Below are 22138 nucleotides of genomic sequence, written 5' to 3' on the forward strand. Positions count from 1 at the left end.
GTCGTGGCAGAGCGTGGGGCGGTCAGGGCGTGGGGCGGCGGTGCGCGGCGAGCAGGGCGACGGCGGTGGCCGCGACCAGGGCGGCAAGGGTGATCCCGGCGCGGGTCCCGGTGGTCTCGCGGGCCCCGGCGAGGGAGGCGGCGGTGGCGAGGGCCGGGCCGAGCGCGAAGCCGAGGCTGCGGGCGAGCTGGACGGCGGACCCGGCTGTGGCGAGCTTCCCGGGCGGTGAGGCGGACATCACCAGGGCCTGGGTGGGGCCGCCGTTGAGGCCCATCCCGGCGCCGGCGAGGGCGAGTCGCGCGGCGATGTCGAGGGCGGACCAGCCGGTGTCCAGCGGGACGAGCAATGCCAGGCCGAGGGTGGTGACGGCGGCGCCGGTGAGCGCGGTCGGCCGGGCGCCCCAGCGGTCGGCCAGCCGGCCGCCGACCCGGCCGGCCAGCACCATGCCGAGCGGGAACGCCAGCATGGTGAGCGCGGTCGCGGTGGCGCTCTCACCCCGGGGGCCGCGCAGGTGCTGGGCGAGCAGGTAGTGGCAGGCCGCGAAGCCGGCGGCGAGCGCCAGCACCGAGGCGTTGACCCCGGCCGTCCCGGCGGCCCGCAGCACCTCGGCCACCGGCCGGCCGCCCGGGCGACGCAGCCAGAGCAGGACCAACGGTACGGCGGGCAGTGCGAGCAGCAACCACAGCCGCGCCTGCGGGGCCAGGGTGAGCCCGAGCAGCGTGGCGGCCACGGCGGCGCCGATCAGCGCGGCGTCGCCGAGCGAGGACCGGTCGGGCGGCCGCAGCCCGCCCCGGCGCGGGGCGTGACGCCGCACGATCAGGACGGCGGCCAGGCAGACCGGCAGCTTGACGAGGAAGATCGCCCGCCAGCCCAGGTGGTCCAGTAGCAGACCACCGACCACCGGCCCGGTGACGGCGCCGAGCGGGCCGAGCGTCGCGGGCACGCTCATCGCCCGGCCACGCAGCTCGGGCCGGACGGAGGTCGCGGCCAGCACCGGCATCAGGACGAAGAGCACGGCCCCGAAGGCGCCCTGGAACAGCCGGGCCGCGATCAGCCAGCCGGCCCACGGGGCGCAGGCGGCCAGCGCGCCGCAGAGGGCGAAGCAGCCGACCGCGAACAGCAGAGCCGAACGGGTGCCGACCTGGTCCAGCCATCTCCCGGCGGGCAACAGCAGGGCGACGAGCGGGAGTTGGTAGCCGAGAGCGGCCCACTGGGCGACCCCGGGAGAGACGTGCAGCCCGGCCGAGATGTCGGTGAGCGCGAGGTTGACCACGTTCATGTCGAGCATCGCGACGAACGACAGCAGGCCGGCGGCCACCACAAGGCTCCAGCGGTCGGCTGGTTGGCGCTGACTATGCGTCAGGGATCGGGAGGCCGGGGTTGGTTGCACTGTCATGAAGTCCCTCCGTCTCCCGTGCTGCCGGACCGGACGCCGCCTCGGCGGCGGGGTCCGGTACAGCAGTCGGGCGTCCGGGGGCTCCGGTTCCGAACACCTGGGGGATTTCTTCCCGGGGGGTGGGAGGTGGGGTGCTGCGGCGAACGGCCGACAGCCGACAGCGGACAGCGGACAGCTGACAACTTTCAGCGAACAGATAACAGATTTCGAAATCTGTTATCTGTTTGCTGTCGATTGCCGGCCGTCCGCTGTCCGCGCCCGCCCGCCTCCTCAGCAGGCGGGCGCGAGCACCTCGGCCTCGGCGGCGCGCAGGCGTGCCACCAGTTCCTCCCGTGCCCGGGCGACCCGGGATCGGACGGTCCCGACCGGGCAGCCGGCGACCTCGGCCGCCTCGGCGTAGCTCAGCCCCACCACCTGGGTCAGCACGAAGGCCTCCCGTCGCTGGGCGGGTACCCGGTCGAGCAGGTCGCCGAGCGCGATGCCGTCCTCGAACCCGGCCGCCGGTGCTCCGCCCTGGCGCTCCGCCGCCTCCTGCCAGTCCGGCAGCGCCGCGCAGCGCGGCCGGGCGGCGGCCATCCGGTACCGGTCGATCACCGTGCGCCGGGCGATCGACAGCAGCCAGGTGCGGGCCGAAGAGCGTCCGGCGAACGCGGGCAGGCCGCGCAGGGCGCGTAGGAAGGTCTCCTGCGCCAGGTCGTCGGCGGACTGCACGTCGGTCAGGTGGGCTACGAACCGCCAGACGTCCCGCTGGGTCGCCCGGACGAAGGCCTCGACGTCGGCCGCCCGTCCGGAGCGGGCGGTCAGCGCGAGGGCGGTGAGCTGTTCGTCATCCACGACGGCCTCCCACCCGGCCGGTCCCGGCACAACGGGCGTGCGGGACGATGGTCGTATGAGATGTGCGCAGTTCCGTATCGCCCTGTCCGCCAGGCTCGACGGCGAACCGAGCGGCCTGCCGGAGGTCCGGCTGGACAAACACGTCGCCCGCTGCGCCGGCTGCCGGGACTGGCTGGCCCGGGCGGAACAGCTGCGCGGCCGGGTGCGGGCGGGCACCGCGGACGGGCCGTCGCCGGAGTGGTCGGCCCGACTGCTTGCCGGGTTGGGCCAGGGCGGGCCGGGAGATGGCGTTCCGGACGGCCGGCGGACCGTCGAGCAGTAGGCACGGCAGGGGCGCGCCGAGGAGCGGGTGCGGTGGGACGGGGGCGCTGGCCGGAGTCGGTGCGCCGTCGAAGTCAGACATGGGAAGTTCCCGAGGGGAAGGCGGGGAGCGGCGCCGCACTGCGGCACCGTCGGCGTCCATGGGCAACCGCGCGCGGCACGCCGGACTCCCTGGGGAAGCGCGGCGGCGGACGCGGGCCCGCACCCTGACGACCCGACGGCGCGGGGCGCGGCCGTACGACAGGGCGACCTGCCCGTCGCGATTGACCCGGCGACCGGAGGGCGGCCGGGGTGAGGAAAGGGGGCGGCGGGCGCGTCAGCAGGCGAGGGCGAGCGCCGGCGGCCCGCGCCGGACCACGGCATGCGTCAGCAGCACCGAGCGCGGCGGCCGAGCCCGGTCGCCGGCGGGGCGGGGCGGGGCAGGGGCCCGGTAGCCGAAGGGGCGTGCGAGCAGCGTCAGCAGCGGGACCAGCAGAGCCCCCGCCACCACCGAGCCGAGCGCGCCGAGCAGCTCGAAGAGCCGGACGAGCGCCGCGTCACCGCGCCAGAGCAGGAGCGCGCACGCCAGCGCGGCGAGCACGTGGGCGGCGGTCATCCCGGGCGACATGCCGTGGGACATCCCGTGCGCCATGTCGTGCGCCGGTCCGCTCGCCAGGTCCTGCGCCCCGCCGTACGACCCGTCGCCGTGGAACGTCCCGTCGGGCATCACGTGCGGCCCGGTGGTCATCCCCGTCATCCCGGTTGTTTCGGTGGTACCGGTCGTCCAGGGCAGGCCGGGATCCATGGCCGCTGTCCCCGAGGCCCCGTGGTGCGTTCCCGCCGTCGGCCGCAGGCTGCCACCGGTCGGCGGGACGTCCGGGTCGATGCCCGCCATCCGCGCCAGTTCGACCGGGGAGAGTCCGCCGGGCGCCCGGCCGGGGTTGCAGAGCAGCAGAGCCGCCCAGTCGGTGGAGGCGATCCGGCCGAGGCCGTCGCCCCCTCGGGAGAGCGCCCCGGCCTGCTCGAACAGCTGGTGCGACGCGGTCTGCGCCACGACCATCCAGAGGCTGATCACCCCGAGTCCGCGCTGCTTCCCGGCGAGCAGCCAGGTCAGTCCGAGAACGGCCCCGAACGCGCCGACCAGGACCGTCGGTGACACCCCGGACCCGGCCATGGCGACGTGCGCGGTGGCGGCCGTCGCCACGCACAGCGCGGCGAAGACCGCGGCGCGCAGCAGGCGGAGCCGGTCGGTCATCACGATGGCACTCATCGTCGCACCCACCCCGCCCGACCCGTACCGCACCCTCCGGTCATGGCTGGTTCTGTGCCGTGAGACCATGCCCGGCCGCCCGCCCCGCAGCCGCCGGATCACTGCCCGGGCTCCGCCCGGCGACCCGTTCGATCGACCTGGCGCACCGAACGGAACACCCGCTCGTACGACCATCGGGGCGGTTTGACAGCGCGCATCCGATGCTCACTTAATGTGCAACACCCCATACGGTGCGTATCGGGATGATGCCGTTCAGAAGCAGGGAGGTCCGGCCTTGGAGACCCCGACGGATACCTCGGCGCCCATTGCCGACAGTACCGAGTCCGCTGCCCCCACGGAGCCGACCGTCCCGCAGCAGGCCACGGCCCCGGAACAGGCGGTGGTCAAGGCCAAGGCCAGAACGAAGACCGGCGCCGCCGAGGCCGTCGCCGAGCAGCCCGAAGCCGCCGAACCCGCCGAAGCGGCCAAAGCCGCCGAGTCGGCCGAGGCCGACGAAACGGCCGAGACCGCCGAGCCGCCCGAGTCCACCGAACCGGCCGACGCTACCGGGCAGGCCGAGTCAGCCGAAGCCGCCGAGCCAGCAGCGGCTGCCAAGCCGGCCGACGCCGCCGACCAGGCCGACTCACCCGAGCCCACCGACCCCGCCGACGCGGCTGAGCCCACCGAAGCAGCAGAGCCCGCCGAAGCAGCAGAGCCCGCCGAAGCGGGAGATCCCGCCGCGCCCGCCTCGGCAGGCCCGGCCGAGCCCGCCGACGCCACGCCCCAGAGCGCCGACCTCGCCGATCCCGGCTTCTGGCAGCTGCCCGCCCCCGCCCGCGTCGCCGCCTTCGCCGAGCTGCGCCGCCGCCCGGGCCCGGTGTACTTCGGCGACCGCGCCACCGGCCGGGGCTTCCACGCCCTGGTCCGCCACGCCGACGTGGTGGAGGCCAGCCGCAACCCGGCCGTGTTCCTCAGCGGCCCCGGCGTGACCACCCCCGCCCCGGCCCGCTGGGTCCGGCTGGCGTTCGGCGACTCGATGGTCAACCTGGACGACCCCCGTCACGCCCAGCTGCGCCGGATCGTCTCGCGGGCGTTCACCCCGCGGCTGCTCGACCGGGTCGAGGAGGACGTCCGGCGGATCAGCACCGAGCTGGTCGACCGGATCGAGCGGGAACGGCCGGAGGACTTCGTGACCGCGGTCGCCGCCGAGCTCCCGTTCCGGGTGATCTGCACCATGATGGGCATCCCGGAGGGGCCGCGCCGCACCATCCTCGACCTGGTCAACCGCAGCTCCGAGGACATCGGCGTGGCCCGCCCGCTGCGCCGTCGGCTCCGGGTGCCCGGGCGCGGGCTGCGGGCGCTCGCCCGGATGCAGGGCGTCGTCGCCGGGATCGGCCGCCAGCGCCGTCGTCGGCCGGAGGAGGACCTGATCTCCGCGCTGGTGACCGCCGACGTGGACGGCCGCCGGCTCACCGGGCGCGAGCTGGGCGCCTTCTTCAGCCTGCTGCTGGTCGCCGGGGTCGAGACCACCCGCAACGCGCTGGCCCACGGCCTGCACCTGCTGACCGTCCACCCCGAGCAGCGCGCGCTGCTGCTCGACGACCTCGACGGGCGGCTCGGCGGCGCGGTGGACGAGATGGTCCGGCACGCCACGCCGATCATCCAGTTCAACCGGACCCTCGCCGTCGACCACGAGCTGGGCGGCTCCGGCGGGCCCCTGCTGCGGGCGGGCGAGAAGGTCGCGCTGTTCTACGGCTCGGCCAACCGCGACGAGGAGGTCTTCCCCGACCCGGACGCCTTCGACATCACCCGCACGCCCAACCCCCACCTCGGTTTCGGCGGCGGTGGCCCGCACTACTGCCTCGGGGCGCACCTGGCCCGGCAGGAGATGACGGCGCTGTTCCACGAGCTGTTCACCCGCCTGCCCGAGGCGCGGTCGGTCGGCGAGCCGCAGCTCGTCCCGTCCAGCTTCGACCACCGGGTCCGCTCGCTGCGCTTCACGTTCTGAACCTCCCGAGAGGCCTGGACACCTTCAGAGGTCTCCGGTCCGGGCCTCCCGACAAGCCTCGACCTCCCGGAAGGCCCGAACCCCCCCGCGGGGCCCGGACCTCCCGCGGGGCCGGAACCCCCTGAGCGGCCAGGGCTCCCGCCGCTACCAGTCGCCCGTCTCCCACACCGCGTGGTCGTGCGCGAACAGCACCCGGTGCGGGCCGAGCTCCGCCACCCGGTCGAGCCAGGCCCGGTACCCGGGCAGCGGCGGGTCCACGCCCTCGCGGGCCGCCCGTCGGGCGAGCAGCGCCTGCCCGTACTCGGACGCGAAGTCGTACGCCTGCCCGGCCAGCAGGACCGGCGGGCCGCCCGGCCGGTCGACCAGCAGTGACTGGTGGCCCCCGGTGTGGCCGGGGGTGGGTAGTACCCGCACGCCCGGCCACACCTCGGCCTCGCCGTCGAGTTCGCGGTACTCGGCGCCGGGGAAGTCGACCAGCGCGTCGATGGTGTACCCGCCGCGCCGGGCGGTGGCCAGCTCGTCCGCCTGGACCACGACGGTCGTGCCGGCGAACAGCGGGTTGCCGCCGCAGTGGTCGAAGTGCAGGTGGCAGTTGACCACCAGGTCGATGTCGGCGACGGCGACCCCGGCGGCGGCGAGCGCCTCCGGCAGCGGCCGGCGGACCGGGCGGTAGTGGGCCTCGGTCTCCGGCTCGCCGCCGCCGATCCCGGTATCGAACAGCAGCAGCCCTTCCGGGCGCCGGACCAGGTACGCGAGCACCGGCTCCACGCGCGGCTCCGGGCCGCCCACCTCGCTGGCCGGCCGGACGAAGTACCCCAGGTCGAGACGGCGGATCACGTGCAATTCAGCCCCCATGTCGCAGTGCGTCGCTCTGCCCCCGTACGGGTGGCCGCGCGGGCCCCCGGTTCGCACCCTACCCGCCGACCGGCAGCCCACGGTCGGGCTTCACCTGCTTCATCGTCAGGTGCGAGTTGACCTGCGCGATGCCCGGCAGGCCGGAGAGCACGTCGGTGATGAAGCGCTCGTACGCGGCGATGTCGGCCACCGCGATCCGCAGCAGGTAGTCGGGTTCGCCGAACAGCCGGTGCGCCTCCACCACCTCGGGCAGCTCGGCCACCCGGCGCTCGAACTCGGCGACCGTCACCTGGTCCTCGTGACGCATGGTGATCGTCACGAAGGGCTGGAACCCGCGTCCGACCGCCGCGCCGTCCAGGACCGCCCGGTAGCCGCGGATCACTCCGTCCTGCTCCAGTTGGCGCACTCGGCGCAGGCAGGGGGAGGGGGTGAGGTCCACCCGGGCGGCCAGCTCGGTGTTGGTCAGGCGGCCGTCCTGCTGGAGCTCGCGGAGGATTCTGCGGTCGATTCGGTCCATGGCGCAATATTCTGCCAAAAGGCCGCGCCGACCAGCAGGAAGTCGCCATCGCGTGCCAGCCCGGTCCGGCTACCTTCAGTGACCGTACCGGCCAACGGGAGATCCCGGCCCACGCCCCGGCGCACCCCGGCCGACCGCCGGAACCACCCCGGCCACCACCCGGGGCACCCCGGCCGCCGCGCCGGGCCCACACCGCGACGAGCACGACAGGCCACGCCCACGCCCATGGACACCCACGCCCTCCTCCTCTTCCTCGGAGTCGACCTGCTGCTGGTCTGCACCCCGGGCCCCGACTGGCTCTACATCGCCGCCCGAGGCCTCGGCCAGGGCCGCCGTGCCGCGCTGACCGCGGTCGGCGGGGTCTGCGCCGGCTACGCCGTCCACACCCTGCTCTCCAGCGCCGGACTGGCCGCCGCGCTGCGCGCCGTCCCGGCCGCCCTGCCCGTGCTGCGCCTCACCGGCGCCGCGTACCTGCTGGTGCTCGCCGTGATGATGCTGCTGGCACTGCGCAAGGGCGGGGACGCCGCAGCCCTGGCCGCGCCCAAGCCGCAGCCCACCGCGACGGTGCTGCGCCAGAGCATGCTGACCGCGCTGCTCAACCCCAAGGGGCTGCTGCTCTACCTCTCCCTGGTGCCGCAGTTCGTCGACCCGGGCGCCGCGCTGCCGGTCGGCGGGCAGGTGCTCGCGCTCGGCTCGCTCAACGTGCTGGCCTGCGCGGTCGTGTACGGGCTGGTCGCGCACGCCAGCGGGCGGCTCGGCGGCCGGTTCGGCGGCACCCCGCAGGCGGCCCGCCGGATGACGATGGTCTCGGCGGTGCTGCTGATGCTGGTGGCGGGCGTCACGGCGAGCGCCTGAGAACCGGAGCACAATGCCGGACATGACTGATCGTCCGTTGCCAGAAGGAACCGCCGGAACCGCCGGGTGTGTCGACGGCCCGACCGCCCACGCCTGGGCGGCGCTCGGTGGCCCGCCCGAGCTGCTGGACCGGGTGGGCTTCCAGGGCCCGGACGACGTCCTGCCCTCCGGTCTCCCGGTGCGCCGGCTCGCCCGGGCCACCGTGGCCGTCTGTTCGCTGGCCGCGGCCGAACTCGCGGCCCACCGCACCGGCGTGCCCGTCCCCGCCGTCCGGGTGGACCAGGGGGCGGTCGCCACCGCCTTCGTCAGCGAGCGCCACCTGACGGTCGACGGCCGGACACCCGTCACCTTCGCCCCGCACTCCGGCTTCTGGCGCACCGCCGACGGCTGGGTGCGGACCCACGCCAACTACCCGCACCACCGCACCCGGCTGCTCGCCGCCCTCGGCCTCGCCGCAGACGCCGGGCCCGAGCAGCTCGCCGGGGTGCTCGGCAGGCTGCCGGCCGAGCGGATCCAGGAGCGCGCGTACGAGGCGGGAGCGCTCGCGGTGGCCGTCGCGCCGGTGAGCCAGGCCGTGCACCCCCTCGTGGAGCACCGGGAGACCGGTGGCGCCGCCGGAACCGCCCTGGTCCGCCCGCTCGGCGGAGCCTCGGTGGACCAGCCCGCCGCCGGGGTCCGGGTCCTCGACCTCACCCGGGTGATCGCCGGACCGGTCGCCACCCGCACCCTCGCCCTGCTCGGTGCCGACGTCCTCCGCGTCGACGCGCCCCGGCTGCCGGAGGCCGACGACGCCCACGCCGACACCGGCTTCGGCAAGCGCTCCACCCGGCTCGACCTCGCCGAGCCGGCCGACCGCGCCGTCTTCGAGGACCTGCTCGCCACCGCCGACGTCCTCGTCACCGGCTACCGCCCCGGCGCCCTCGACACCCACGGCCTGAGCCCGGCGGCACTGTTCGCCCGCCGCCCGGACCTGATCCTCGCCCAGATCTGCGCCTGGGGCTGGACCGGCCGCTGGGCCGGACGGCGCGGCTTCGACAGCCTGGTCCAGGCGGGCGTCGGCATCGCCGCCCACGAGTCCGCCCGCGCCGCAGCCCCCGGGACTGCCCACGGGCCCGCCCCCGACGACCGTCCCGGCGTGCTGCCCGCCCAGGCCCTCGACCACGGCACCGGCTACCTCCTCGCCGCCGCCGTCCTGCGCTCCCTCACCGACCAGCGCACCCGCCGCCCCGGCGGCCGCCACCTGCGCTTCTCCCTCGCCGGCACGGCCTCCTGGCTACTGCACGGCATCGAACCGGAGGAAGTCCCGCAGGGCGTCCCGTCCGAGCCGTACGACCCCTCCCGGTGGCTCGCCGAGACCGACTCCGGGTACGGGCGGCTGCGCCACGCCCTGCCGCCGATCGGGTACGAGGGCGCGCCCACCGACTGGTCGCGCCCTCCCGGGCGCTGGGGGACGGACGAACCGGTCTGGCTCTGAGGCCTCCGCCGGGGTGGCTGTCCGAGGCGTCTGGCAGCATCGCCGTCATGACCGCACACGCCACCGACTTCACCTGGTTCGACGAGCGCTACCCGGACCTGGGCGAGGCCTACTGCCTCACCCGGGTCCAGGGGCTCACGGCCGACGAGCTGCTGCGCCGCTTCGACGCCCTGCCGGGCAGCGACGCCGTCGGCCTGAAGGCGGTGATGGCCCGCTGGGACGCCTACCTGGACGAGGCGGACGAGGAGGCCGAGGCGCTGTTCGACCCCGCCGAGGACCGGCTGCTCGTTGCGGTCACCGAACTCGACGGCTGGGCCCTCGCGATCGAGCCGAACGGCTACCTCGGCACCCTGGACACGGTGATCCCCCGGCTCGGTGAGGGCACCCGGCTGGTCTCGCACTTCCGCAACGTCAACGCCGTGGACCACTTCCACTGGTGGGAGCACGGCGTCCGGCGGCTGCACTTCGAACCGCTCTTCCCCACCCAGCGGGACGGCACGGACGCCGAGGCCTCCGGAGTCCCCGAGCTGCTGACCGCCTGCGGCTTCGAGCTGGAGACGGAGGCGTACGACCTGTGCGGCGAGGCCGCGTTCGCGCTCGCCGAGCGGCTGACGGACGTCCGGCTCGGCCCGGACCGCCTGGAGGCCGCCACCTTCCGGATCGGCTTCGCGCCGCGCCCGTAGGGAGCGGCGGGCGGCTCCGACCGGCAGGTGACGGCCTCCGCGACGGACGCTCCGGCGAGGCACCGACTCCGCGAGGTGACGTCCCGTGGGCTGGCGGCGGTCAGACCCCCGACGGGATCCGCCTGGCCTGGCCGCGCACCTGGACCGCCGTCACGATCTCGACCAGGCCCAGGATCACCAGCCAGCACCCGGCCAGCACGGCCAGCGCGGTGATCGACCCGACCGGCCACACCATCAGCAGCACGCCGGCCAGGGTGTTGGCCACACCCGCGAAGGCCTGCCAGGCGCGGGCGGGCATCAGCGGGTCGGAGAGCGCGGCGGCGAGCTGGGTGATCCCGCGGAACAGCCAGCCGATCCCGATCCAGAGCGCGAGCAGCAGCAGCGACTGCACCGCGCTGCGGAAGCAGAGCAACCCCAGCAGCACGCAGATCGCGCCGCTGATGAAGGCCAGCACCCGCAGCGCGGTGGTGGAGTGGGTGCCGAACGCGGCGACCAGCTGCACGATGCCGATCACCAGCAGGTAGAGCCCGAACAGGACGCCCACCACCAGGAGCGTCTCCCGGGGCCAGGCGAAGACCACGATCCCGAGGGCGAGGGAGGCGAGTCCGGCGACCAGCAGGACCTGCCAGGCGGCCTTGGCGAGCAGTCCGAGCGGGCCCTGGACCGGGGTGCCGTCGGGGGTGATGATCGGAGGGGCCACGGTGGCGTACTCCTCGGGTCTTACGCCGGGCGACGGGCGACGGGTGACGTCCTGGTCGGACTGCGACGCGGGTACGACGCCGGGTACTACGCGGGTACGCGGCGGGTGCGACGCAGGACGGGCGGGGTCGGGTCGGCCGGCTGACGGGCAGGGAACGCACCCCAGCCTCTCCGCGCCACCTCGGGGCCGCACGCCCGATACCTCCGTTCGGGGGATCCGCCGCGGTCGCCGGAACGTCATCCTCCGGCCACTTTCCGTCGATACCATCCGTCGATATGACTTCTGAAGGGTGGGGGACCCCTCCGGTCGAGCCGATCGGCCAGCACTACATCGTCTGCGGGGGCAACGCGCTGGCACACCGACTGGTCCTGGAACTCGTCGAGCACTACGAGGTCCCGGTCGTCGTCCTGGTCGCCGACCGAACCCGCGACCACGCGCCGCAGATCGAGCAGCTCTCCGGCGTCGCGGCGGTCGTGGAGTACGCCGGCGTCACCGAGGAGGCGCTGCGGGCGGTGTCCATCGGCACCGCGCGCGGTCTCGCCCTGGTCGAGGGGAGCGACCAGGAGAACATCCACGCCGCGCTCAGGGCCCAGAACCACAACCCGGACATCCGCATCGTGTTCCGGATGTTCAACCAGCGGCTCGGCGAGAACATCGAACGGCTGCTCAGGAACGGTGCCGCGCTCTCCGGCTCCGCCACCGCCGCCCCGGCCTTCGCCTCCGCGGCACTCGGGCGGCCCAACTCGGTGGAGATCGACGGGCGTTACCTGCACATCGCGTTCGACGACGACATCACCTCCGACCGGATCTGCGTGGTCGCCGACCACATCGACCGGCAGGACCTCGGCAGGATCCGACTGCTGCCCGAGCAGCAGGGCGACTCGGCCGAATTCGTCCGGTTCGCCCGCCAGTTCGGCGACAACGGGCCGATCCGCCCCGGCGACCTGCGGCGCGAACCGGCGCCGTCGGCCGACCCCGACCCGGAGGAGGAACCGGGCGGCCGGGCGGCGCTCCAGGTCCTTCGGATCGAGCCCCGGGAGCCGATCGACTGGACGCGGCGGGTGCGCTGGCGGCTGCTCGACACCATGCGCTTCTTCACCAGCGCCCGGATGCGGCTGGTGCTGCTCACCGCCCTCGCGGCCGTGCTGCTGGCCTTCGGGGTGCTCTGGTACCTCAACCGGAACTTCGGCTGGACCGTCTACATCACGCTGCTCGACCTGGCCGGCGCCGCCCAGCCGGACCAGCTCTCCGACATCGCCGACGGGACGGGCACCGGCGGGTTCTGGCAGCGGGTCGCGCAGGTGGTGGTCACCATCTGCGGGATCACCTTCGCGCCGGTCGCCACCGCCATCGCGGTCGAGGTGCTGGCCTCCGGGCGGCGCGGGCAGCCGCGCAACCCCGGGGCGGGCACCCGGGACCACGTGATCGTCGTCGGCCTCGGCAACGTCGGCACCCGGGTCGCGACCCAGCTGCACGACATGGGCGTGCCGGTGGTCTGCATGGAGCGGGACCCGCAGGCGCGCGGCATCGCCGCCGTACGGGCGCTGGGGATCCCGGTGGTGCTGGGCGACGGACCGTTCGAGCAGCAGCTGCGCCGGGCCCGGCTGAAGCACAGCCGGGCGCTGGTCGCGGTCAGCGGGGACGACGCCACCAACCTCGAGGCGGCCCTGGAGGCGCGCCACGGCAATCCCGGGGTCCGGGTGGTGGTGCGGCTGTTCGAGGACGACTTCGCCGGCCACTTCTACAGGACGCTGGACAATGCGGCCTCCCGGTCGGTGTCCTACCTGGCCGCGCCCGCCTTCGCGGCGGCGCTGATGGGGCGCGACGTGCGCGGGACGCTGTCGGTGCTCCGGCATGTGCTGCTGATCGCCGAACTGAAGGTGGAGGACGGCAGCGGACTGATCGGGCTGAACCGGCACGACCTGGAGGATCCGGGCGGTGTCCGGGTGATCGCCGTGCGCTTCGCCCACGGCGGGCCGTTGCGGTGGAACTTCCCGGACCGCACCCGGCGGCTCGCCCCGGGCGACCAGATCGTGGTCGCCGCCACCCGTAGCGGGCTCGCCCGGCTGAACACGGTGGCCGTGGAGGAGGAGGGCTGAGCGCGGCGGGGGAGCGCCGGCTGTCGGGGTGCGGGCGGCGGCCGGCAGTGAACGACTGGGCAGCCGACGGCCGACAGTGAACCGCCGGCAGCCGACAGCCGACAGAGTTCAGCTGACAGATTTCATCATCTGAAATCTGTCAGCTGTTATCCGTCAGCCGTCCCCGCCGTCAGCGGTTCTGGAACTCCGGCGGGCGCTTCTCGGCGAAGGCCGCCATGCCCTCCTTCTGGTCCGCCGTGGCGAAGGCCGCGTGGAAGAGCCGGCGCTCGAAGCGGACGCCCTCGGCCAGGGTGGTCTCGAAGGCGCGGTTGACGCTCTCCTTCATCATCACCGCCGCCGGGGCGGACATCGCCGCGACCGTCTCGGCGGTGGCCAGCGCCTCGGACAGCAGCTGGTCCGCCGGGACGATCCGGGAGACCAGCCCGGCCCGTTCGGCCTCCTCGGCGCCCATCATCCGACCGGTCAGGCACAGCTCCATGGCCTTGGCCTTGCCGACCGCCCGGGTCAGCCGCTGCGAGCCGCCGATGCCGGGGATGACCCCGAGCTTGATCTCCGGCTGCCCGAACTTCGCGGTGTCCGCCGCCAGCAGGATGTCGCACAGCATCGCCAGCTCGCAGCCGCCGCCCAGCGCGAACCCGGCCACCGCCGCGATCACCGGCTTGCGCAGGGCGCCGAGCCGGTCCCACGGGCCCAGCCAGTCGTCGAGGTAGACGTCCGGGAACCGGTTGCCCTGCATCTCCTTGATGTCGGCGCCGGCCGCGAAGGCCTTCTCCGAGCCGGTGATCACCAGACAGCCGATCTCCGGGTCCCGGTCGAAGGCGGTCGCGGCGGCGACCACCTCGTTCATCAGCTGGGTGTTCAGCGCGTTGAGCGCCTTGGGCCGGTTGAGCGTGATCAGCCCCACCCGGCCCTTGCGCTCGACCAGGATCGTCTCGTAGGTCTCGGTCTCGGTCATCGCCGTCGACTCCCATTTCCGCTGCTCGGCGCCCGTGGGCGCGCCCTGACCACCCAACGATCTACGAAGCGCCCCGCCTCGCGCCAGTCTTGGTATGCGAGACGCCGGTCACCAGACGCCGGAGGGACCGGAGGGGGCGGGGAGCCGGCCGGTCGGTCGCCCAGTGGTATGCGGGACAGCGGGTCGGTGTCCCCGACCGGGGTCCGGCGGGGGGCCGGGTGGTTCATGGCCGGCTCGAGGTGCGCCGGCGGGAGGAGGGGCGGGGGTCAGGCGAGGCCCAGTTCGTCGCCCTCGCGCGGGGCGAGGAAGCGGGCGACGTCCGCCTCCGTCACCTCGGCGAGCGTGGCGGGCTTCCAGCGGGGGTTGCGGTCCTTGTCGATCACCTGCGCGCGGATGCCCTCGACCATGTCGTGGCCCTCCAGTGCGGTGCAGGAGATCCGGTACTCCTGGTCGAGCACGGCCTCCAGCGAGGGGAGCGTGCGGGCGCGGCGCAGCGCGGCCAGGGTGGTCTTGACGGCGGTGGGGGAGTTCGCCAGGACGGCTTCGGCGGCCTCCTTGGCCTCCGGGACGCCGGAGTCCAGCAGGCGGTCGACGATCTCCTCGACCGTGTCGGCCGCGTAGCAGGTGTCGATCCAGGGGCGCTGGGCGGCCAGTGCGGCGGGTGGCGCGGGCTCGGCGTGCGCGGCGACGAGGGCGGCGACCTCGGCGGTGGTGCTCCCGGTCGCCGCGGCGGTGCCCCGGGCCAGGGCGTCGAGCAGGTCGGGGATGCGCGACGAGGGCACGAAGTGGTCCGCGAATCCGCAGAGCAGGGCGTCGCCCGGCCCCATCGAAGCCGCGGTGAGCCCGAGGTGGGTGCCCAACTCGCCCGGGGCACGGGCGAGCAGCCGGCTGCCGCCGACGTCCGGCACGATGCCGATCCGGGTCTCGGGCATCGCGACGGTGGAGCGCTCGGTGACGATCCGCACCGCGCCGTGGGCGGACACCCCCACGCCGCCGCCCATGGTGATGCCGTCCATCACCGCGACGTACGGCTTCGGGTAGCGGGCGATCAGCGCGTTCAGCCGGTACTCGTCGCGGAAGAAGGCCCGGGTGCCGGCCCCGCCCGCCTTGGCGTCGTCGTGCATCGCGCGGATGTCGCCGCCCGCGCACAGGCCGCGCTCGCCCGCGCCGGTCAGCACGACGGCGCGTATCCGCTCGTCCGCGGCCCAGTCGTCCAGGGTGGCGCGCAGGGCGGTGACCATGCCGTGGGTCAGCGAGTTGAGCGCCCGCGGACGGTTCAGCACGAGCCGTCCGACGCCGCCGTCCAGGAACGCCTGGACCTCCGCCACCTGTGCGCTCATCGGGCCCGCTCCCGTTCCTCGGTGATGTCGACGTCCGCCGTAGCCCGCTGTCCGGTCCTGTCGGCCCGGCCGCTCCTGCGGGCCCGGCCGTGCTTCCCGGACCCGGCAGGCTTCCGCGGTCCACCGTACCGGGGCGGGTGGGCGGTTGTGATCACCGGGCCGGGGCGGGGGTGCGCGGCCGGGCTCAGGGCCAGGCGCGCAGGGCGAGTTCGGCGGTCCGGGCCAGGTCGGCGGCGGTGGCGCCGTCCCGGGCCTGCTGGGACATCCCCTGGAGGACGGTGCCGAGGTAGCCGGCCAGCGCCTTCGGGTCGGCCTCGGGCGGCAGTTCGCCGTCCTGCCGGGCCTGGGACAGCCGGGCCTCGAAGGTCCGCAGGTTCCCGTTGCGCAGCTCGCGCAACTGGGCCTGGACGCCGGCGTCCTGCGGGGTGACGTTGGTGGCGGCGGAGATGACCAGGCAGCCGGCCGGGTGGGACGGGTCGGGGTAGACGGCGGCGGCCTCGCGCAGGATGCGGGCGAAGGCGCCGTACGCGGTGGGCTCCTCCGCCAGTGCGACGGCCGCGAACGCGCCGACGGGGGAGCGGCCGTACCGGCGGACCACCTCCTCGAACAGCGACCGCTTGTCGCCGAAGGCCGCGTACAGGCTGCCGGGGCGGATGCCCATGGCGGTGGTGAGGTCGGTGACCGAGGTGGCCTCGTAGCCGTGCTGCCAGAAGAGCCGGGTGGCCGCGGCGAGCGCCTCGTCGCGGTCGAAGGCCGGCGGGCGGCCGCGTCGGGGGGCCGCTCCGGGCGCGGCCGTGCCGCCTCCTGACGCCGCTGTCGGCCTCTGTGCCTCTGTCATGCGTCGAATTTTAGAGCAACCACTCAAGAAGTGGGTGCGGCGTGTGCTAGCGTCTTTCTTGATCGATCGCTCAACAATGACGCGGAGTGCAACCAGGAGGGGGCCCGGCCATGGGCGCGTACGGACTTCGGGGCAAGACGGCGCTGGTCACCGGCGGCAGCAGGGGGATCGGCCGGGCCATCGCCCGCCGGCTCGGGCGGGACGGCGCCACCGTCGCCGTCGGCTACGCCCGGGACGGGGCGGCGGCGGAGGAGGTGGTGGCCGGCATCCGCGCCGACGGCGGGCGGGCGTTCGCTCTGCGGGCCGAACTCGGCCGGCACGGTGACGCGGCCGCGCTCTGGGCGGCCTTCGACGCCGGGATCGGGGCGCACGCTCCGGACGGCGGGGTGGACATCATCGTGAACAACGCCGGGATCGGGCGCAGTTCGGACCTCGAGACGCTGACCGAGGAGGACTTCGACGAGGTGTTCGCGGTCAACGTCCGGGCGCCGTTCTTCGTGGTGCAGCACGGCCTGAAGCGGCTGCGGGACGGCGGGCGGATCATCAACGTCTCCAGCGGCGCCGCCCGGCTGGCGATGCCCGAGATCATCGCCTACGGCGCCACCAAGGGGGCGCTGGACACCTTCACCCTCAATCTCGCCAAGCAGCTCGGCCCGCGCGGGATCACGGTGAACTCGGTCGCGCCCGGCATCGTCGACACCGACGTCAACGCGGGCTGGCTGCGCGGCAACGCGGAGGCGGAGGCGTACGCGGCCTCGGTCGCCGCGCTCGGCCGGGTCGGGCAGCCGGAGGACATCGCGGACATCGTCGCCTTCCTCGCCTCCGACGACGCCCGCTGGGTGACCGGCCGGGTCGTCGACGCCACGGGCGGGGCGGGGCTGTAGACGGACCCGGGTGCCAACCGCAGACGGGTGGTGGGCAGGGGCGGGCAGACGGATGACAACTGACAGCTGACGGATAACAGCTGACAGATGATGAATTCTGTCAGCTGTTATCCGTCGTCCGTCATCGGTGATCCGTTGTTCGTCGTTCGCTACTCGTGATTCCTCGGCACTCGGCCCTCGGGCCTCAGCGTTCGGCCCTCAGCCCCGCACGCGCCCGGTGACCTCGCCGAACCCGATCACGGCGCCGTCCGGCCCGGGCGCGGTGGCGGTGATGGTCACCTCGTCGCCGTCCTCCAGGAACGTCCGGGTCGACCCGTCCGGGAGCTTCAGCGGCTCCTCCCCGTTCCACGTCAGCTCGATCAGCGCACCCCGGGTGTCCCGCTCCGGCCCGCTGACCGTCCCCGAGGCGAACAGGTCGCCGGTGCGCAGCGAGGCGCCGTTGACGGTCATGTGGGTCAGCTGCTGCTGCGCCGTCCAGTACATGGTGGCGAACGGCGGCCGGGAGACCGGGTGCCCGTTCAGCCGGACCTCCATCGCCAGGTCCAGGCCCCACGGCTCGCCGCCCCGGTCGTCCAGGTACGCCAGCGGCTCGACGTCGCGCTCCGGCGGCGTCACCCGGGCGTGCTCCAAGGCGTCCAGCGGGACGATCCACGGCGAGACCGAGGTCGCGAAGGACTTGCCGAGGAACGGGCCGAGCGGCACGTACTCCCAGGCCTGGATGTCGCGCGCCGACCAGTCGTTGAGCAGGCAGACGCCGAACACGTGCTCGCGGAAGTCGTCCAGCACGACCGGCCGGCCCAGCTCCGACGGTGTGCCGACGACGAAGCCGACCTCGGCCTCGATGTCCAGCCGGCGCGACGGCCCGAAGCTCGGCGCGGCGTCGGCGGGCGCCTTGCGCTGCCCGTGCGGCCGCACCACCGGCGTGCCGGAGACCACGACCGTGCCCGCCCGTCCGTGGTAGCCGATCGGCAGGTGCTTCCAGTTGGGGGTGAGCGGCTCCGAGCCCGGGCGGAAGATCCGGCCCAGATTGGTGGCGTGGTGCTCCGAGGCGTAGAAGTCGACGTAGTCGGCGACCTCGAACGGCAGGTGCAGCTCCACCTCGTCGGCCGGCACCAGCGCCGGCGACAGCGCCTCGCGGAAGGACTCGTCGGTGAGCCAGGTGGTCAGGTCCGCCCGCACCCGGGTCCAGACCGGACGCCCCGCCGCCATCAGCGGGTTGAGCGAGTCCGCCTCCAGCAGCGCCGACGGCGAGCCGGCCGCGCGGGCGGCCGCCCCGGCGTCCAGCACGAAGTCCCCGACGCGCACGCCGATCCGGCGCCGCCCGGGCTGGTCCGCGGTGGTGAAGACGCCGTACGGCAGGTTGTGCACGCCGAACGGCGAGTCCTGGGCGCTGGCGAGCCAGCTGCGGGGGGTGGTCAACGGTCCTCCTGGTGCAGTGGACTGGGCGACGACAGCAGGCCGAGCACGGCCAGATCGCCCAGGGGTTCGGCGATGCTACAGGTGCCGAACGCGGTGAACGAGTTCCGGATCACCGTAACCTGACGGTCTGTCAGCGATCGGACCGCCTTGGCCAGTACCTCGCCGTCACGCTCCGCCAGCACCGCCGCGGCGGCGGTCCGGTCGGTCTCCTGCGCGGCCAGCAGCACGTTCAGGAAGCCGTGGTGCTCGAATCCGGTCTCCGGATCGGTGTGCCGGACGGCGTTGTGCAGACCGGCCGTGCACTTGTACGGCAGTCCGCGCCGCGCGCAGCCGGTGAGGAAGGCGGCCAGCTCGTCCTCGTCCGGGAAGGCCCCGGCGACCAGCCCGCCGGTGCGGAACTTCGCCCGGTACGGGCTGTCCACCAGCACGTCCAGGACGGCGTCCAGCGCGTCCCCGCGCAGGAGTTCGCGGGGCAGTTCGACGGCGGCCGGGACGTCGGGCGGCAGCAGCCGGTCCAGTGCGGCCACCGCCTCGGCGGCGTCCCGGGCGGCCAGCTCGACGCCGGCCAGCTCGAAGGGCGCGGCGGCGGCGAGCGCTGGGGCGAGCTCGGTGCTGCCCCCCGGCAGCACCAGCCCGACCCTGAGCGGCCCGTGGCCCGCCGCCGCCGCGCCGTCCGCCCCCGCTGCGCCCCCCTCGGTCGCGGCGGCCGTCGCCGCCGCGGAAGCCGAGGCCGCGGACGAGCCCACGGCCGTCCGGGAGTTCGAGACCGCCTCGGTCAACTCGCTCAGTCGGCCCGCCCCGCAGAGGAAGGGGCCGACCGCCTCGGCGTACCAGGCCGCGCGGTGCACCCGGTGTGCGGGCACCGCCTCGGCGACCGGCAGGTTCCCTGGGGGGAACACCGCCGCGTCGTCGAACAGCCCGCGGAACAACTCGGGGATCGCACCGGGGATCGTGCCCGGGACCGCACCGGGAATGCCACCCGGGGCCGAGCCCGGGGCCGTGCCCGGGGCCGCGCCCCCCGTAGGCAGTGCGCTCATCGCCCGGGCCCCCGACCGGCCCAGGTCCAGGCGTAGTTGTCGTCCTCGCTGGCCCGGCCGCCCTCGCCGAGTTCCAGCGGGCGGAAGGTGTCCACCATGACGGCCAGCTCGTCGAAGAACTCCGCGCCGATGCTGCGCTCGTACGCCCCCGGCTGCGGTCCGTGGGTGTGCCCGCCGGGGTGCAGCGAGATCGAGCCCTGGCCGATGCCGGAGCCCTTGCGGGCCGCGTAGTCGCCGCCGCAGTAGAACATGACCTCGTCGCTGTCCACGTTGGCGTGGTAGTACGGCACCGGGATCGCCAGCGGGTGGTAGTCCACCTTGCGCGGAACGAAGTTGCAGATCACGAAGCCGTTGCCCTCGAACACCTGGTGGGCCGGCGGCGGCTGGTGGATCCGGCCGGTGATCGGCTCGAAGTCCCTGATGTTGAAGGCGTACGGGTACAGGCAGCCGTCCCAGCCGACCACGTCGAAGGGGTGGTGCGGCACGGTGTAGCGGGTGCCCGCGATCCCGTTCGGGCCGCGGTGCTTGACCAGCACGTCGACGTCGCCGGGGGCGTCGACGACGAGCGGGCCGACCGGTCCGCGGAAGTCCCGTTCGCAGTACGGCGCGTGCTCCAGCAGCTGACCGTACTTGGACAGGTAGCGCTTGACCGGGGTGATGTGGCTGTTCGCCTCGATGCAGTACGCGCGCAGCGGATCGTCGCCGGCGGGCACCCAGCGGTGGGTGGTGGCGCGCGGGACGATCACGTAGTCGCCCTGCCCGACCTCGATCGAGCCGAACACCGTCTCGACCGTGCCGGAGCCGGACTCCACGTACACGCACTCGTCGCCGAGCCCGTTGCGGTAGAGCTCGCTCGGGGCCCCGGCGGCGACGTACGAGATCCGGACGTCGCCGTTGCCGAGGACCAGCCGGCGGCTGCCGACGACGTCCGCGGACTTCCAGTCCTGGTCCGCGAACAGCTCGTGCAGCTTGAGGTGGCGGGGCAGGAGCGGGTGGTTGGGCACCGTGGACTGGTCCGGCAGCTCCCAGGGCACCGCGTTGACCACCGCCGAGGGGATGCCCCGGTGGTAGAGCAGCGAGGAGTCCGAGGAGAACCCCTCCTCGCCCATCAACTCCTCGTAGTACAGCCCGCCTTCGGGAGTGCGGTGCTGGGTGTGCCGCTTGGGCGGGATGCTGCCCAGCTGCCGGTAGTACGCCATCTCCGTGGTCCTCCTCGACCGTTTGGCAGAGATCCGTTCGTCAGGGACCCGCTCGTCGGTCACCCGCTCGCCGGATCCCGTCGACGCTCACAGGTTGCCGCGCCGGTCCTGCTCGCGCTCGATGGACTCGAAGAGCGCCTTGAAGTTGCCCTTGCCGAAGCCGAGCGAACCGTGCCGCTCGATGAACTCGTAGAAGACGGTGGGACGGTCGCCGATCGGCTTGGTGAAGATCTGCAGCAGGTAGCCGTCCTCGTCGCGGTCGACCAGGATGCCGCGCTTCTTCAGCTCCTCGATCGGCACCCGGACCTTGCCGATCCGCTCGCGCAGCTCCGGGTCGTCGTAGTAGGCGTCCGGGGTGGAGAGGAACTCCACGCCGCGCGCCCGCAGCACGTCCACGGTGGTGAGGATGTCATTGGTGGCGAGCGCCATGTGCTGGCAGCCGGGGCCGGTGTAGAACTCCAGGTACTCGTCGATCTGGGACTTCTTCTTGGCCACGGCCGGCTCGTTGAGCGGGAACTTCACCCGGTGGTTGCCGCTGGCGACGACCTTGGACATCAGCGCGGAGTAGTCGGTGGCGATGTCGTCGCCGACGAACTCGGCCATGTTCACGAAGCCCATGACGCGGTTGTAGAACGCCACCCACTCGTCCATCCGGCCCAGCTCGACGTTGCCGACGGCGTGGTCGAGGGCCTGGAAGAGGCGCTTGGGCGAGCCCTCCGGGTGGGTGACCCGGCTCTCCGCGACGACGTAGCCCGGCAGGTACGGGCCGTGGTAGCGGGAGCGGTCGATCAGGGTGTGGCGGGTCTCGCCGTAGGTGGCGATGGCCGCGCGGCGCACGGTGCCGTTCTCGTCCGAGACGTCGTTCGGCTCCTCCAGCACGGTGGCGCCGGAGGCGCGGGCGTGCTCGATGCACTTGTCGACGTCCGGGACCTCCAGGGCGAGGTCGACGACGCCGTCGCCGTGGCGGCGGTGGTGGTCCAGCAGCGGGCTGTCCGGCCGGACGCCGCCCTTGATCACGAAGCGGCAGGAGCCCGAGCGGAGCACGTACGCCTTGCGGTCCCGGCGGCCGGTCTCCGGGCCGGAGTACGCGACCAGCTCCATGCCGAAGACTGCCTGGTAGAAGTGCGCCGTCTGGGTGGCGTTGCCGACCACGAAGACGACCGCGTCCTGCGCCGTCACCGGGAACGGGTCGGCGGCCGCGTCGTGCTCGACGAGGCCGACGAGGCGGCGCAGCTGGTCGGCGTCAAGACCGGCCTCGCGCTCCTCGGGGGTCAGCTCAAGGGCGTGGGTCTGCGGGGTCATCGCTCGTTCCTCCACTTCGGGCCTCGCCGTCGAGGCTTCCGCTGGATCGCGACCGCACCGAACGGGTGGGCGGTGTGGTTGCGGAGAGCTTGCTCCTGTCGGGGTGGTTGGGCAACAGGTGGGATTTTGACTGCTCAATGTGTACAAGCTGATCAGAAAATCCCGCTGTTGGCTGAGCAAAATGCGCTGCCGAC

20 protein-coding genes are annotated in these 22138 nt (G+C 74.0%); 7 read left to right on the top strand and 13 right to left on the bottom strand.

Annotation, left to right across the window (positions count from 1 at the left end; translation table 11 throughout):
* Positions 1-22: 22 nt before the first annotated feature.
* Both ACZ7RU_RS22200 and ACZ7RU_RS22205 read right to left on the bottom strand, forming a co-directional pair.
* On the bottom strand, positions 23-1318 hold the full coding sequence (locus ACZ7RU_RS22200) for an MFS transporter (protein WP_470342657.1): 1296 nt from the start codon (positions 1316-1318) through the stop codon (positions 23-25).
* Positions 1319-1666: 348 nt separating this feature from the next.
* Positions 1667-2230 carry a sigma-70 family RNA polymerase sigma factor gene (locus ACZ7RU_RS22205; RefSeq protein WP_470342658.1) on the bottom strand — a complete coding sequence of 188 codons (564 nt, stop codon included), beginning with the start codon at positions 2228-2230 and terminating at the stop codon, positions 1667-1669.
* Between the two features lie 55 nt (positions 2231-2285).
* Here ACZ7RU_RS22205 and ACZ7RU_RS22210 point away from each other — a divergent pair, with 55 nt between their 5' ends.
* Entirely contained in the window at positions 2286-2552 is a 267-nt protein-coding gene (locus ACZ7RU_RS22210) for a zf-HC2 domain-containing protein (protein ID WP_470342659.1), read from the top strand.
* A 315-nt stretch (positions 2553-2867) separates the two neighbouring features.
* On the opposite strand, the gene ACZ7RU_RS22215 is transcribed toward ACZ7RU_RS22210, so the two are convergent.
* On the bottom strand, positions 2868-3800 hold the full coding sequence (locus ACZ7RU_RS22215) for a hypothetical protein (RefSeq protein WP_470342660.1): 933 nt from the start codon (positions 3798-3800) through the stop codon (positions 2868-2870).
* Between the two features lie 799 nt (positions 3801-4599).
* Between ACZ7RU_RS22215 and ACZ7RU_RS22220 the strand changes: the two genes are divergently transcribed.
* On the top strand, positions 4600-5787 hold the full coding sequence (locus ACZ7RU_RS22220) for a cytochrome P450 (protein ID WP_470342716.1): 1188 nt from the start codon (positions 4600-4602) through the stop codon (positions 5785-5787).
* A gap of 144 nt (positions 5788-5931) precedes the next feature.
* Here ACZ7RU_RS22220 and ACZ7RU_RS22225 read toward each other — a convergent pair whose 3' ends face one another.
* Complete coding sequence (locus ACZ7RU_RS22225) at positions 5932-6642, bottom strand: N-acyl homoserine lactonase family protein (protein ID WP_470342661.1); 711 nt, start codon at positions 6640-6642, stop codon at positions 5932-5934.
* Positions 6643-6700: 58 nt separating this feature from the next.
* A complete protein-coding gene (locus tag ACZ7RU_RS22230) occupies positions 6701-7159 on the bottom strand; it encodes an Lrp/AsnC family transcriptional regulator (protein WP_355251808.1) in 459 nt (152 codons plus the stop codon).
* A gap of 225 nt (positions 7160-7384) precedes the next feature.
* Here ACZ7RU_RS22230 and ACZ7RU_RS22235 point away from each other — a divergent pair, with 225 nt between their 5' ends.
* From ACZ7RU_RS22235 to ACZ7RU_RS22245, 3 genes are read left to right on the top strand one after another with little or no spacing between them, the layout of a single operon-like run.
* Positions 7385-8014, top strand: coding sequence for a LysE family translocator (locus tag ACZ7RU_RS22235; protein ID WP_470342662.1), 630 nt, complete (start codon positions 7385-7387; stop codon positions 8012-8014).
* Positions 8015-8036: 22 nt separating this feature from the next.
* On the top strand, positions 8037-9488 hold the full coding sequence (locus ACZ7RU_RS22240) for a CoA transferase (protein ID WP_470342663.1): 1452 nt from the start codon (positions 8037-8039) through the stop codon (positions 9486-9488).
* 47 nt (positions 9489-9535) lie between these two features.
* The gene (locus ACZ7RU_RS22245; RefSeq protein WP_470342664.1) at positions 9536-10171 is read left to right on the top strand and encodes a DUF6461 domain-containing protein; all 636 of its coding nucleotides are present in this window, start codon (positions 9536-9538) and stop codon (positions 10169-10171) included.
* A gap of 100 nt (positions 10172-10271) precedes the next feature.
* Here ACZ7RU_RS22245 and ACZ7RU_RS22250 read toward each other — a convergent pair whose 3' ends face one another.
* On the bottom strand, positions 10272-10871 hold the full coding sequence (locus tag ACZ7RU_RS22250) for an HdeD family acid-resistance protein (RefSeq protein WP_470342665.1): 600 nt from the start codon (positions 10869-10871) through the stop codon (positions 10272-10274).
* Positions 10872-11146: 275 nt separating this feature from the next.
* Between ACZ7RU_RS22250 and ACZ7RU_RS22255 the strand changes: the two genes are divergently transcribed.
* A complete protein-coding gene (locus ACZ7RU_RS22255; RefSeq protein WP_470342666.1) occupies positions 11147-12970 on the top strand; it encodes an NAD-binding protein in 1824 nt (607 codons plus the stop codon).
* Between the two features lie 169 nt (positions 12971-13139).
* On the opposite strand, the gene ACZ7RU_RS22260 is transcribed toward ACZ7RU_RS22255, so the two are convergent.
* The 3 genes from ACZ7RU_RS22260 to ACZ7RU_RS22270 all read right to left on the bottom strand — a co-directional run bounded on the left by ACZ7RU_RS22260 (position 13140) and on the right by ACZ7RU_RS22270 (position 16103).
* The gene (locus ACZ7RU_RS22260) at positions 13140-13925 is read right to left on the bottom strand and encodes an enoyl-CoA hydratase (RefSeq protein WP_470342667.1); all 786 of its coding nucleotides are present in this window, start codon (positions 13923-13925) and stop codon (positions 13140-13142) included.
* Positions 13926-14191: 266 nt separating this feature from the next.
* Complete coding sequence (locus tag ACZ7RU_RS22265) at positions 14192-15265, bottom strand: enoyl-CoA hydratase/isomerase family protein (RefSeq protein WP_470342668.1); 1074 nt, start codon at positions 15263-15265, stop codon at positions 14192-14194.
* 184 nt (positions 15266-15449) lie between these two features.
* Positions 15450-16103 (bottom strand): TetR/AcrR family transcriptional regulator, encoded by a 654-nt coding sequence (locus ACZ7RU_RS22270; RefSeq protein WP_470342669.1) that lies wholly within the window; start codon positions 16101-16103, stop codon positions 15450-15452.
* A gap of 110 nt (positions 16104-16213) precedes the next feature.
* Here ACZ7RU_RS22270 and ACZ7RU_RS22275 point away from each other — a divergent pair, with 110 nt between their 5' ends.
* On the top strand, positions 16214-16987 hold the full coding sequence (locus ACZ7RU_RS22275) for an SDR family oxidoreductase (RefSeq protein WP_470342670.1): 774 nt from the start codon (positions 16214-16216) through the stop codon (positions 16985-16987).
* 198 nt (positions 16988-17185) lie between these two features.
* Here the strand turns inward: ACZ7RU_RS22275 and fahA are convergent, their stop codons facing one another.
* The 4 genes from fahA to hppD form a co-directional block, all read right to left on the bottom strand.
* Positions 17186-18406, bottom strand: a complete 1221-nt coding sequence (fahA, locus tag ACZ7RU_RS22280; RefSeq protein WP_470342671.1) for a fumarylacetoacetase — start codon at positions 18404-18406, stop codon at positions 17186-17188.
* Positions 18403-19335: a hypothetical protein gene (locus ACZ7RU_RS22285; protein WP_470342672.1), complete on the bottom strand. Its 933-nt coding sequence runs from the start codon at positions 19333-19335 to the stop codon at positions 18403-18405. Before ACZ7RU_RS22285 ends, fahA begins: the two co-directional genes overlap by 4 nt.
* A 104-nt stretch (positions 19336-19439) precedes the next feature.
* Positions 19440-20642: a cupin domain-containing protein gene (locus ACZ7RU_RS22290; RefSeq protein ID WP_470342673.1), complete on the bottom strand. Its 1203-nt coding sequence runs from the start codon at positions 20640-20642 to the stop codon at positions 19440-19442.
* A gap of 87 nt (positions 20643-20729) precedes the next feature.
* Complete coding sequence (gene hppD, locus ACZ7RU_RS22295; RefSeq protein WP_470342674.1) at positions 20730-21944, bottom strand: 4-hydroxyphenylpyruvate dioxygenase; 1215 nt, start codon at positions 21942-21944, stop codon at positions 20730-20732.
* Positions 21945-22138: the final 194 nt, after the last annotated feature.

The sequence above is a fragment of the Kitasatospora sp. NPDC114501 genome, from assembly GCF_055633695.1.